Raw genomic sequence first — 12496 nt, forward strand, 5'->3', positions numbered from 1 at the left:
AAGTCAGAAAGCCCAGCAGCAGCTACAAGCGAAATTAACGCAGCAAGAAGAAGGCTTCACTACCGCTCAGGCTCAACTGAAAAAAGCGAATACTGATATCGCTCAGTTACAAAAAGAGATTGAGAAGCAGAAGCAGCTAATGACGCAAGCGTCGGATCAGCAAGTGAAATCATTAACGGTTGAGCTTACTCAGCAAGTATCGCTATTAAAATTGCAAGAAGCGGTACTGAAGAAAGCGGAAGAAGATAGTCGAGCGACACGCGAAGCGCTGGCGAAGCAACAGGCCGTAGCGAAACAGTTAGCCGAGCAGAATAAGCAGCTACAAGCGCAGTTAAAAGATAACGAGCAGCAGGCCGCGAAACTGCAAACCGTGTTGACGGCACAAACCGCGCAGACTGAGCAACATAAAGCATTAGAAGCTGAATTGAAAGCTGCTCAAAAACAGTTACAAGCACAAAAAGCGGAAGTTGAAAAACAAGCTAAAGAGCGTGAGCAACAAATTAAACGCCTTGAAACTGATATTACGACTAAAGAGAAAAAAGCGGCTGATATTGATAAACAGTTAGTCGAGGCGAACAAACAAATCAGTGCATTAAAACTGGATGCTGAGAAGCTAAAAGGAATTGATAATAAATATCAATCTCAGAATACTGAGTTAGAAAAACTGAAAAAACAGTTAGCTGACAGTGCTAATTTGCAAAAAGAGTTAGCAACAGCTAAAGATCAATTGAAGAAACTAGAAGCTGAATTGAAGCAGCAAATGTCATTAACTTCGAATGAAGCGCTTAAAGCCCAGATCATGGAGTTAAATAAAAAAGTCATGCAGCTTCAAGATGAAAATGACAAGTTAAAAGCGAAAATAGCGCCGAGTGGCTCTACATCGATTATGGGAGCACCTAAAAAGCAACTGTCTCAAAAAGAGCTAAAGGCAATTGCTCAAGCGAATGCAAAGCGTAATCAACGTATAATTGAGGAAATCACTAAGCAGAAATACAGTAAGCTTGATAGCTTTACGTATTATAAAATCCTGCAAAAAGGTAAGCCAATTACCAATGTGCAGAAGAAAAATATCACATTTATTATGCGAGAACAGCTTACTGATGGAACTCTGACGGTACTGTATAAGGATCAAGAGCCTGTCACATTGCCTTATAGTGAACTACCCGCACCGTTGAACTCCTTTGTTGAGAAAGCGGGTGAAGGGGGTATGGTTAAGGTTTATATTAAGCCAGAAGGTGGTTATGGTGTCGATGGAATACCTGGGGTCATTCCGCCAAACTCAATGTCGATTATTGATTTAAAAATTATCAGCGCTAAATAACCATAATCAAAAAGTTAAAAAAGGCCGTTTTACTAATTTAGTAAACGGCCTTTTTTGTTATCGTCCCTGCATAAGTACTGAAATTTTTTCCGTTATCCATTATTGAAAAACCACTGAAATAGAGATTAGAACCATCGAATTGAGAGCAATTCGGTTAGGGAAGGGCAGGCGTTTAGCTAATTATTATCTGCCTTTCTGTCAGTATATAGGGCAATGCACACATATCTATAACTGACAGGGCAAATGTATTTTTTAGGAATAATCTAAATCATCACATCAGTGAGTCGGTGATCTTGATTTACTTGGCGTATACCCAAAACGCTTACGATAGCTTTGTGTAAAATAAGATTGACTTGAAAAGCCTGCTTCCATTGATATTTCAACGATACTCATTTGAGTATTTACAAGCAATTGATGTGCATACATAATTCTTTTTTCGCTGATCCATGAACGTGGTGAGGTTGAATAAACCGCATTAAATAGTTCTTTAAAAGTTGTTAAGCCCATACCGAATGTTTTCGCAAAATCAGCCAGCTTCCACTCTTTTAAAAAGTTATTTTCCATGAAATTCTGTAATCGTTCTGCTTGTCGATTACTCAGTTGTCTTAAATTAGCCAGCAGCTTTGAGCCTTGTTCACTATAAGAAAGCAATAAAAGAAACTCAGATATACGTAATGTCACCAGTAATCTAGGGTATTGTTGGTCAACGATGGCTTTAAAGCTATTTTTTAATTCATCAATGAGTGTTGATGTAGTAAACCTAATCACATCATAGCTATTGGTTTCTGTACGTTCAATTTCACTCAATTGGCTGCCATAAAGATTAATGAACTCTCGTAAAAATTGATCTTCTAAGGATATCCAAAGAAATTCACAATCTGACTCATCATCCGTGCTTTTTAAAGCATATGAACCTTGTTTGTGATAAAGAATATCACCACAGTGTAATGTTTCTATTGATGTAGGGCTTTCCCATATCAAGCTGCCCTTTTCAATAATAATTAATCCTTTTGTAGGTTGGTCGATGATAGAATACGGGTTCTCTTTATTAACCAAGACTCTTTTTATACGACGGTTAGTTACATTGCTATCATTTTGCATAACGCATCCTGAGTGTTAATTTTTTAATTAAATGTTGAATTTGTTAATGTAAAGTTAAGGTTGAATTCCTTTATCTATTTATTAGATGAACAATAAATTCATCTTTATCTGATTGATCAAAATTATATAAATCAGCCTTTTTTGTGTCACAGATTAATTCTAAATATTAATAAATGTTTCCAAATGCTAATTTTCCGAATTAATATCTTTTTTTGCTCGAAAAAAGTATTGTTAAAGATGTTTTTTAGTTATTTATAACTAGTTAGTTGTTTTTGTATAGTGATTAATACTAATAAATGGTTTTTAGTAGCATAAAAAGTAATCTAATGGTTTTATTCAATTCTGGTGTTTTTTGATCTAGATGGGGTAAGCCACCTTTTTCTGCATATTAGGAGGAAAATATAGTGATAGCTTTTATTGTTATTAATATCGTAAAATATAGTACTGATAAATAAATTTTATGTTTTTATCTGTTAGCCATGTTATCAATTAATTTTGTTACATGTAACGATAATAAATATTTGTCGTAATAACATAAATCACACAATATTTGAGATAGAAATCTCATTTATTAAACATATTTTCTAAAAGTATGGTTTTTGATAGTTCTATAAACATAGATTTTGATTATTAGTTATCATGGGGTACTAATTTTTAGAGAAACGTCACTCAAATGAAATGGATATAAGCTCTGTCGAGGAAGCAACCTATTGACGAGTTAAAAAAGATTTACAAGTGTTTAGGGGGCTAAGCGATAAATGACAATTAGCATGCCATAAATTGATAGGGCAACAGTTGGCGTTAAGAAAGGGGGCTTTTAAGATTATTTAATGATTGTTTCTTTTATTATCATCACACTCATTATCAATATATTTTAGCAAACTAATAAACCCAGCGAATATCACAATGTAAATAAAAAGTTATCTAGCGGTTAATTATCTGTGGATGAATTTCTATTACGTTTTCTTTCAGGGAGTTCAGGAACTGGCTTTCGGTCATCAAGTAAATGTCTGATGGCTAAGATGGGGTGATGGAGTAACATTTTTGGCCCAGCCCAGCGCATTACTATTTTCATTTGTTCTCGCATTTTTGGCTGGTAACAATGTATTGGGCATTGTTTACAAGCAGGCTTTTGCTCTCCATAACGGCATTTTTCGAGCCGATTAATTGCATAGGCATAGAGCTTTTTATATTGTTCTGGCGAATCAGCCGGTGCAGGATGTGCCTTTTCGTAGAGTTGGATCATTTTTTCGATAGTTTTTATTTCCCGCTGGATACGTTTCCCAACCATCTGTGCACCTCAATCTATCTACAATAAATTGTATTTAATATACATGTTATTGAAGGGAATAGAAAGTCGGCATGATAAGAAGATAAACCGAAAATGGCATAAGTAACGACTTATGCCATAATAAACAATAAGATAAAATTAACTAGAAAATGAGTAATATAAATTGTTAATTAAGGTTTAACTAAACCAAAAACAAGATAAAAACTTACTTATTTAGCCTAGTAAATTGAATATTAACCTTTATTTGCCGATTGCATTATTTTTTGCATTTCGTCTTTTATATGCAATTTTTCTTTTTTAAGCTTAGCAACATGCTCATTATAACCAGCACCGGAAGGGCCTTCTAATTTGCTGATCTCTTTATCGAGCTGATGATGTTTTTCATAAAGATTTTGGAAGCGGGGATGAGTAGATATTAACTTTGAAACTAAATCTTGCTCTGTAGATAACATAGTACCTCCTCAGAATGTATTTAAGCCTCATCTCCAGTATAAGCACTGTCTATTATTTATGCATTAAAACAGAGAAGAATTTACATAGTTTTTATCAAATTTATGATCATTCTACTAAAATTAGCTATGATGGGATTGAATTAGATAGTTATATTTTCTTATTTTTGAAATTAAGAATTATCCATGGTGTAAATTGTAGTATTTTTCACTTACTCTAGGTAAAAAGATTTCTATTTTTTATTAATATGATTGCATTTGATAGGATTTTATCATGAAAAAAGCGATTTTATCTGTAATGGCAGTAGCCTTAGTATCGTCTTGCGCAATGGCGACAGGGGAGTTAGAAAAGATCGCACCTTATCCTAAAGCAGAAAATGGCATGACACGTCATGTGATCCAGTTGGCAGCAAAACCGAATGAAGATAATTATCAGGTTGAGCTTGTGATCGGTAAAACCATTAAAGCAGATTGTAACCGTCAATGGTTTATGGGCGATCTAGAAGAAAAAACACTGGAAGGTTGGGGCTATAGTTATTATCAGTTAGAAGATGTTAAAGGGCCCGCTTCAACGATGATGGCATGTTCAGAGCCTGCAAAAGAACGTTTTGTGACTACGCAACTTGGTGATGATGCTTTTGTTCGTTATAACAGCAAATTGCCTATTGTAGTTTACGCTCCGAAAGATATGGATGTGAAATATCGTATTTGGTCAACGGATGATCAACTGCTCGATTCGGTCAAGAAATAACATATCCTATAAGTGCCACGGTTAATGCTGTGGCACTTTCCTTTATGGCTATCTAATAACTAAGACAGATGTTTTTGCATGGCGTACGATAGTTGATGCCGTAGAGCCTAATAAATAGGTGGAGGCACTTGGACGATGAGAGCCGAGTACAATTAAGCTCGCACCGATATCATCGGCATAACTGAGTATTTCGTCTTTGGCGGAGCCAATGCCAATTTTGCAGGTAATTCTTTCACCGGCGATATTAATATCTTTGATCACGTCTTCTAATGCTTTCAGAGCAAGCACGGAGCGTTCTGCTGAGTTTTTATGACTTTCAGGTAAGATAGTCACTTCAATACCAAAAAATAGCTCAGCGCTTGGGATCACAGATAAAAAATGAATTTCTGGTGAGCCTAATTTTGCTAGTTCTTCGATATGTTTAATGATCTGTGGATTAAGTGAGTCTTCTAATAGGTCGATAGGAACTAAAATTTTATTATACATAACCACCTCATTCATATGTTTATTCAAGCCATTATAGCAGTTAAGATTTAATATAGTATAAAGGATTTAACTTTTGTTAAATCAATGTAATTTAAACAAAAAAACTATCATTTTCTGCTATTCAATTTAATACAAAAATAATAAAAATAACGATTATCATTCAATTCGATAGACTACAATTAAATAACAAGACTTTTCTTTAATTATATGTCAGTATTTACAGTGGGTTTCATAACTAATTGATTTAAAAAGTTTAATTAAATGATAATTATTTTGCTTTTCATTAAGAATATATTATGGACAAAGAGAAAATATTAAATACGACAGGTGATGAGCTTACTCTTCAGCAGAAAAAGTTTCATGCAGCTAAAAAAAGCACCTTAGTCAGTGTCATTGTGAATATGGTGCTTTCTATATGGCAGATTATCATTGGTTTTATTTCTCATTCTCAAGGGTTAATTGCCGACGGTATTCATACATTATCAGATCTCGTTGCTGACTTTGTTGTATTAATTGCCAATAAAAAGAGTCATAAAAAGCCTGATGAAGACCATCCTTATGGCCATTTTCGATATGAAAATGGTGCTTCATTGATCTTAGGGATTATTTTATTGATTGTTGGCGTTGGCATGATTTGGTCGGCAGTACAAAAAATGCTTGACCCTGATTTAATCCAAGAAGTTCACACGATTGCTCTCGTCGCAGCATTGGTCTCATTGGTGGCGAAAGAAGGGCTTTTCCGCTATATGTTAAAAGTTGCCAATCAGGTCAACTCCAGCATGTTGGTTGCGAATGCTTGGCACGCTCGTTCAGATGCGGCATCTTCACTGGTTGTCGCTATTGGGATTATTGGTAGCTTATGTGGTTTGAAAATTTTTGACCCTATCGCGGCATTAATTGTGGGTACTTTTGTTTTCCGCATGGGCTATAAATTTACTTATCAATCAATGCAAGATCTGATGGATAAAGGTGCTGATGAAGAAACATTGCAAGAAATTCGTACTGTGCTTGAAAACATTGAGGGGATCAAAGGGTTTCACGATTTGAAAACACGTAAATCGGGCGATTTCTATTTAGTTGATGTTCATTTAGAGGTCGATGGTGATATGTCGATTGTGGCAGGCCATGAAATTGCGGTAAATGTACGTGATAAATTAATGGAAAACCCGCAAATCCTCAATGTCATGACTCACTTAGATCCTTACGATAAAGAATGTATTCATTAGCTGAAAACCGCCAATAGAAAAATAACCGAAAGGGCCTCGCTTTCGGTTTTTTCTTCAAACTATCTTCCTGATTAAGCCTCTTTATATCTCAATCGTGCTTTATTTCACAAACTGTTTCACTATGTGGCCGGTGTTGAACATATTGAAAATGCATCGCTCTTCGCCTCTGAAAAGCCCCTTATTGTGGTTATTTGTGTAAACGTTTACACTATCGCGAGATAGATCACAGAATAAGGTATTAGCCCGTTGCTATACTTTGTAAAGTGAATTTTCATATCCTTAATAGAATCAAGGGGTAAACGATGCAGCCAACAAAAGTGCTTGTCACAGGGGGGATGGGGTATATTGGTAGCCATACGTGTGTGCAGATGATCCAAGCTGGGTTTGCTCCAATCATTATTGATAATTTGTGCAATGCGAAAGAGGAAGTGCTCAATCGTATTGAAAAGCTAACCGCAGTGCGCCCGCTTTTTTATCAAGGTGATATTCGTGACGAATCTCTGTTAAACCGTCTTTTCTCTGAACATAAAATCAGCGCAGTGATCCATTTTGCGGGGTTAAAAGCCGTTGGTGAGTCGGTAGAAAAACCACTCGAATATTATGATGTGAATGTTAATGGCACCTTGGTGCTAGCCAAATGTATGCAGCGTGCTGGCGTACATCGTATCATCTTTAGCTCCTCCGCGACTGTTTACGGTGAACCGGATACGGTGCCTATTACAGAAAACTTTCCAACTGGCAATACACAAAGCCCGTATGGCACAAGTAAATACATGGTTGAACGCTGTTTATCCGATTTGGTGATCGCCGAACCAAATTGGTCTGTGACCTTATTACGCTATTTCAATCCAGTTGGTGCCCATCCTTCAGGTTTGATGGGGGAAGATCCGCAAGGTATACCGAATAATCTAACGCCTTATATTGCTCAAGTCGCCGTTGGCAGACGGGAAAAATTGTCTATTTATGGAAACGATTACCCTACTGTTGATGGAACAGGTGTGCGTGATTACATCCATGTTATGGATTTAGCGGATGGGCATGTGGCTGCACTGAAAGTGGTTAGTCAGCAGGCAGGATTACATATTTACAACCTCGGTACGGGGAGAGGAACGAGTGTATTGGAAGTCCTACACGCATTTGAAAAAGCTGTCGGCAGGGAAATCCCATACGTTGTTGTGCCAAGAAGGGCCGGTGATATCGCCGAGTATTGGTCGACATCAGAAAAAGCACAGCGCGAACTTGGTTGGAAGGCAACTCGTACCATTGATGACATGGCTATGGATTCATGGCGCTGGCAGTCTCAAAACCCTAATGGCTATGAATCGTAATAGATACAGGAGAAATAGAACATCATGGATAAAATAGCGTTCAACCCATCAGATTGCCCGCATCGGCGTTATAACCCATTAACAGGACAATGGGTTTTGGTCTCACCCCATCGTGCTAAACGACCTTGGAGTGGGCAAGATGAGAAGGTGGAAGTGAAACAACTGCCTAAATACGATGGAAACTGTTTTTTATGCCCAACCAACCATCGCGTTTCTGGTGATATCAATCCTGATTATCAAGATACATATGTGTTTCAAAACGATTATTCTGCACTATTACCTAGGTCTTGTGCGCAGCCAAAAGAACAATCGCCTTTATTTAAAACACAAGCGGTCAGTGGCTTGAGCCGAGTGATCTGCTTTTCACCTGATCACAGTAAGACTTTACCTGAACTATCGACAGCTCAAATCGGCCGTGTAATTGAAACTTGGCAGCAGCAAATTGATGAACTCAGCCAACGGTTTTTATGGGTACAAGTTTTTGAAAATAAAGGTGAGGTGATGGGGTGCTCTCAGCCACACCCTCATGGGCAGATTTGGGCGAGTGATTTCTTGCCTAATGAAATTGCTCGTAAAGATGAGCACTTAAAACAGTATTACCAGCAGCAAGGAAGCAATTTACTGTTGGATTATGCACAGGCAGAGCTGAAAGATGGCTCTAGAACGGTAGTGGAAACAGCACATTGGCTTGCTGTTGTGCCTTATTGGGCGGCTTGGCCGTTTGAAACCATGCTAATGCCTAAAATACATATTCGGCGTATGAATGAAATGAGTGTAGAGATACGCGATGACCTTAGTGTTGCACTGAAAAAGCTCACCTGTCGTTATGACAATCTCTTTCATTGTGCATTCCCTTACTCGATGGGATGGCATTTCGCTCCATTTTTTAGTGATAACCGAGAGATTGAACACTGGCAGCTTCATGCTCTTTTTTATCCACCTTTGTTGCGCTCAGCGACAATCAAAAAATTTATGGTTGGCTATGAAATGTTAGCTGAAACTCAACGTGATTTAACCCCTGAACAAGCAGCGGAAAGGTTACGAGGTGTCAGTGATATTCACTACAAGCAGCAGTAAATATTTAGAGCATACAACCAGCATGGCCGAGCCATTCCATTATTACCCAGATATTATCGAGAGGTTGCTATGAATAGCATCGAAATACTCCAACAAAAAGTGACAGAAGCCTTTATTAAGGGCTTTGATGCTCAGCCCGAGGTCTATGCGCAAGCGCCAGGACGTGTGAATATTATTGGTGAACACACTGATTATAATGATGGGTTTGTTTTACCTTGTGCAATTGATTATCAAACAATGACGGCAGCCAGAAAGCGCCCTGACCGTTTAATTCGCGTGATTGCAGCCGATTATGGCTATGATATTGATGAGTTTAGCCTTGATGAAGAGATCCTATTTTTGCCTGAAAAAATGTGGGCAAACTATATTCGAGGCGTCGTTAAATATCTATTAGCCAGAGGGTATCAATTTGGCGGATGTGAAATTGCGGTAAGTGGCAATGTACCTCAAGGGGCAGGACTTAGCTCGTCGGCTTCACTGGAAGTGGTGATTGGACAGACATTAAAGATATTGTATCAATTGGAGATTAGCCAACAAGACATCGCTTTGAATGGTCAGCAAGCTGAAAACCAATTTGTCGGTTGTAATTGTGGCATTATGGATCAGTTAATTTCTGCTTGCGGTGATGAGGGGCATGCACTATTAATCGATTGCCGTAGCCTAGAGTTAGCACCAATTCCAATTCCTGATGATCTTGTCGTCATGATCATCAATTCAAATAAAAAACGCGGATTAGTGGATAGCGAGTATAATATTCGGCGTCAGCAATGTGAAACTGCGGCGAAACAATTCGGCGTGAAAGCTTTGCGGGATGTTACATTGGCACAATTCGCCCAAAAGCAGGGGGAATTGACACCTCTAGTGGCTAAACGCGCTAAGCATGTTATTAGCGAAAACGACAGAACACTTGCCGCCGCAAAAGCCTTAACTGAAAATAATCTTCCCCTATTGAGTATGCTGATGGAGCAGTCACATATTTCTATGCGGGATGATTTTGAAATTACCGTAAAAGAGATTGATACCTTAGTAGAGATTGTGAAAGCGGTTCTAGGGGATCAAGGCGGCGTGAGAATGACAGGCGGCGGTTTTGGTGGCTGCGTGGTGGCATTGATGAAACAGCAACTCGTTACTCCTGTCATTGATGCGGTTGAGCAAAAGTATCAAGCGTTGACAGGGCTGAAGGCCGATATTTATGTTTGCCAGCCTAGTGATGGTGCTGGGATCATGGCGAATGCATGAAAATTGTAGGGAGAAAAGAATGCAGTTATCGAAAGACCAAGGGTATGTGGCACGTGCATCTAAAGTGATTGCATTGACCAACAGACATGGCATGAAAATTTTATTGTCAACCTTGGGAGCAAGTTGGATAAGCTGCATATTACCCATGTCGGCAGGTAAACGTGATGTTTTACTCGGTTCACCGAATATGGCGGCCCAAATGGATCAAGGCGTTTATCTAGGTGCAACCATTGGGCGAGTTGCGAACCGGATTGCACATGGCCGTTTTAATTTAGCGGGTCGTGAGTATCAGGTGACAAGTAATCAAGGTGAACACTGTTTACATGGCGGTCGGGATAATTTTAGTTATCGTGTTTGGAAGGTGACTCAAATTAACCCATATGAGGCAATTTTTTCGTTGGTTTCAGAAGATGGCGATCAGGGATTTCCTGGGGAATTACAAGCTGAAGTCCGCTATATATTAACGGATGAAAATAAAGTCATTATCGACTATCGTACACAAGTGAGTGAGTTGTGCCCTGTAAATTTAACCAATCATGCTTATTTTAATTTAGCTGGGGAAGATTCGGCGAGAACGGCCTTAGAGCACGATTTACAACTAGCGGCCACCCATTATCTGCCTACCGATAAGGGGGGGATCCCAACAGGCGAATGGCGTGATGTTTCTGAGACGTTTTTCGATTTTCGTCGTAAAAAGCGTATAGGCTATGATTTTTTGCAAGACGATGATCAAAAAGCAGTTGGTGGTTATGATCATGCGATGATCTTGGCTCCAGAGCTTACGGATGGTGAGCAAACGGTCGCTTCACTCTTTTCACCAGAAGGTGATGTTCGAATGGATATCGCAACAACTTTGCCTGCAATGCAAGTTTATACAGGGAATTATTTGATTTCGGTTCCGGGAAAATCACGTCATTATACCCCGTTTTCAGGTGTGGCCTTTGAAACTCAGTTTCCACCGGATGCCGTTAACCACCCTGAATGGGGGGAGCAATACAGCGGTATTTCACAGCCAAATCAAATATATCACCAGAAAACGAGCTATCACTTTATTTTCTGAGAGTAACGCCGCCTCATGCGGCGTTTTTCATATTACTATATTAAAAGTAGGGTCATCGTATCTATAATATACCCCATTGTTTTTTATACTAATGCATTGTTTAATGGCATCGACTGAACTTAGAGGTAAAAAATGGCAACGATCAAAGATGTAGCGAGAGAAGCGGGAGTGTCGGTGGCGACAGTTTCTCGAGTGATTAATCAATCACCGAAGGCAAGCAAAATGTCGATTGCTGCGGTTAAAAGTGCCATGAATAAACTCGGTTATCGTCCAAATGCAGCCGCTCGCGCATTGGTAAATCAAAGTTCTAACACCATTGGGGTATTGGTGAATGATGTCTCAGACCCTTTTTTTGGTACGATGGTCAAAGCGGTTGATGCGGTTGCCCACAAAAATGGTAAACACATTTTAATTTGTAATGGTTATCACACGGCGCAGGAAGAGCGCCAATCTATCGAATTGCTGATCAATAATCGCTGTGATGCCCTCGTTATTCACTCTAAAGCGTTGTCAGACGAAGAGCTGATAGAATTTGCCGAAGAAGTTCCTAGCATGGTATTGATTAATCGACGTATTGAGGCGATTGCTGATCGCTGTATTTCGTTGAATAACTACAAGGGGGCTTATCTTGCCACTGAGCACTTGATCCGCCAAGGCCATACTAAAATTGCTTATATTTCATCGGATCATAAAATAGAAGACGCTGAACAGCGGTTACTTGGCTATCGTGATGCATTGAAAAAACATGCAATTTCATTACCTGAAAGCTATATCGAATATGGCAAGCCTTATGGTGAGGGTGGTGAGCAGGCGATGACTAATCTATTGACTAAGTCCTTAGAGATCACCGCGGTTGTCGGGTATAACGATTTTATGGCCGCGGGGGCAATTGCAGTACTTGATGAAAATGACATTCATTCCCCAGAGCAGGTATCCGTGATTGGTTTTGATGATGTACTGATTGCCCGTTATATTCACCCTCGTTTAACAACCATTCGTTATCCCATCCAAATGATGGCTGAACGTGCCACTGAATTAGCGCTTGCTTTAGCACGTAATGAAAATATAGAGGCTGGTGGTTTAATCTATTCCCCTACACTGGTACAGCGTAACTCTGTACGTCCATTGAAAACCTCATGACTTCAATAATGTAAACGTTATCATATC

Annotated in this window: 12 protein-coding genes; 8 read left to right on the forward strand and 4 right to left on the reverse strand. The window is 39.0% G+C overall.

All coding sequences use genetic code 11. From position 1 onward, the window contains the following. The coding region (locus PR699_RS14305) for a hypothetical protein (protein WP_272577855.1) at positions 1-1321 on the forward strand (1321 nt) is incomplete at its 5' end. A 276-nt stretch (positions 1322-1597) separates the two neighbouring features. On the opposite strand, the gene PR699_RS14310 is transcribed toward PR699_RS14305, so the two are convergent. The 3 genes from PR699_RS14310 to PR699_RS14320 form a co-directional block, all read right to left on the reverse strand. Next, positions 1598-2422 carry an AraC family transcriptional regulator gene (locus tag PR699_RS14310; protein WP_004921678.1) on the reverse strand — a complete coding sequence of 275 codons (825 nt, stop codon included), beginning with the start codon at positions 2420-2422 and terminating at the stop codon, positions 1598-1600. A 931-nt stretch (positions 2423-3353) separates the two neighbouring features. Next, positions 3354-3713, reverse strand: a complete 360-nt coding sequence (locus PR699_RS14315) for a nitrous oxide-stimulated promoter family protein (protein ID WP_004921676.1) — start codon at positions 3711-3713, stop codon at positions 3354-3356. Between the two features lie 233 nt (positions 3714-3946). After that, positions 3947-4165: a DUF465 domain-containing protein gene (locus tag PR699_RS14320; RefSeq protein WP_004921673.1), complete on the reverse strand. Its 219-nt coding sequence runs from the start codon at positions 4163-4165 to the stop codon at positions 3947-3949. Between the two features lie 271 nt (positions 4166-4436). On the opposite strand from PR699_RS14320, the gene eco reads away from it, so the two are divergent. Next, positions 4437-4913 (forward strand): serine protease inhibitor ecotin, encoded by a 477-nt coding sequence (gene eco / locus PR699_RS14325; RefSeq protein WP_004921671.1) that lies wholly within the window; start codon positions 4437-4439, stop codon positions 4911-4913. Between the two features lie 48 nt (positions 4914-4961). Here eco and PR699_RS14330 read toward each other — a convergent pair whose 3' ends face one another. Then, positions 4962-5399 carry a universal stress protein gene (locus tag PR699_RS14330; protein ID WP_014656379.1) on the reverse strand — a complete coding sequence of 146 codons (438 nt, stop codon included), beginning with the start codon at positions 5397-5399 and terminating at the stop codon, positions 4962-4964. A 296-nt stretch (positions 5400-5695) separates the two neighbouring features. Between PR699_RS14330 and PR699_RS14335 the strand changes: the two genes are divergently transcribed. From PR699_RS14335 to PR699_RS14360, 6 genes are all read left to right on the forward strand, one after another. Next, positions 5696-6625: a cation diffusion facilitator family transporter gene (locus PR699_RS14335; RefSeq protein WP_014656378.1), complete on the forward strand. Its 930-nt coding sequence runs from the start codon at positions 5696-5698 to the stop codon at positions 6623-6625. Positions 6626-6927: 302 nt separating this feature from the next. Further along, the gene (galE, locus tag PR699_RS14340; protein ID WP_004921658.1) at positions 6928-7953 is read left to right on the forward strand and encodes a UDP-glucose 4-epimerase GalE; all 1026 of its coding nucleotides are present in this window, start codon (positions 6928-6930) and stop codon (positions 7951-7953) included. A 24-nt stretch (positions 7954-7977) separates the two neighbouring features. Continuing rightward, positions 7978-9030, forward strand: a complete 1053-nt coding sequence (locus PR699_RS14345; protein ID WP_004921656.1) for a UDP-glucose--hexose-1-phosphate uridylyltransferase — start codon at positions 7978-7980, stop codon at positions 9028-9030. Between the two features lie 69 nt (positions 9031-9099). Then, entirely contained in the window at positions 9100-10269 is a 1170-nt protein-coding gene (gene galK, locus PR699_RS14350; RefSeq protein WP_004921653.1) for a galactokinase, read from the forward strand. 19 nt (positions 10270-10288) lie between these two features. Continuing rightward, positions 10289-11329 carry a galactose-1-epimerase gene (galM, locus tag PR699_RS14355; RefSeq protein WP_014656377.1) on the forward strand — a complete coding sequence of 347 codons (1041 nt, stop codon included), beginning with the start codon at positions 10289-10291 and terminating at the stop codon, positions 11327-11329. Positions 11330-11461: 132 nt separating this feature from the next. Continuing rightward, positions 11462-12469, forward strand: coding sequence for a substrate-binding domain-containing protein (locus tag PR699_RS14360; RefSeq protein ID WP_004921645.1), 1008 nt, complete (start codon positions 11462-11464; stop codon positions 12467-12469). Positions 12470-12496 lie beyond the last annotated feature (27 nt).

It is taken from the genome of Providencia sp. PROV268 (assembly GCF_028477805.1).
Lineage (GTDB): Bacteria > Pseudomonadota > Gammaproteobacteria > Enterobacterales > Enterobacteriaceae > Providencia > Providencia stuartii.

Coding starts and splice junctions, on each gene's coding strand:
- PR699_RS14310 (WP_004921678.1), bottom strand. CDS start 2,422: ATGCAAAATGATAGCAATGTAACTAACCGTCGTATAAAAAGAGTCTTG.
- PR699_RS14315 (WP_004921676.1), bottom strand. CDS start 3,713: ATGGTTGGGAAACGTATCCAGCGGGAAATAAAAACTATCGAAAAAATG.
- PR699_RS14320 (WP_004921673.1), bottom strand. CDS start 4,165: ATGTTATCTACAGAGCAAGATTTAGTTTCAAAGTTAATATCTACTCAT.
- eco (WP_004921671.1), top strand. CDS start 4,437: ATGAAAAAAGCGATTTTATCTGTAATGGCAGTAGCCTTAGTATCGTCT.
- PR699_RS14330 (WP_014656379.1), bottom strand. CDS start 5,399: ATGTATAATAAAATTTTAGTTCCTATCGACCTATTAGAAGACTCACTT.
- PR699_RS14335 (WP_014656378.1), top strand. CDS start 5,696: ATGGACAAAGAGAAAATATTAAATACGACAGGTGATGAGCTTACTCTT.
- galE (WP_004921658.1), top strand. CDS start 6,928: ATGCAGCCAACAAAAGTGCTTGTCACAGGGGGGATGGGGTATATTGGT.
- PR699_RS14345 (WP_004921656.1), top strand. CDS start 7,978: ATGGATAAAATAGCGTTCAACCCATCAGATTGCCCGCATCGGCGTTAT.
- galK (WP_004921653.1), top strand. CDS start 9,100: ATGAATAGCATCGAAATACTCCAACAAAAAGTGACAGAAGCCTTTATT.
- galM (WP_014656377.1), top strand. CDS start 10,289: ATGCAGTTATCGAAAGACCAAGGGTATGTGGCACGTGCATCTAAAGTG.
- PR699_RS14360 (WP_004921645.1), top strand. CDS start 11,462: ATGGCAACGATCAAAGATGTAGCGAGAGAAGCGGGAGTGTCGGTGGCG.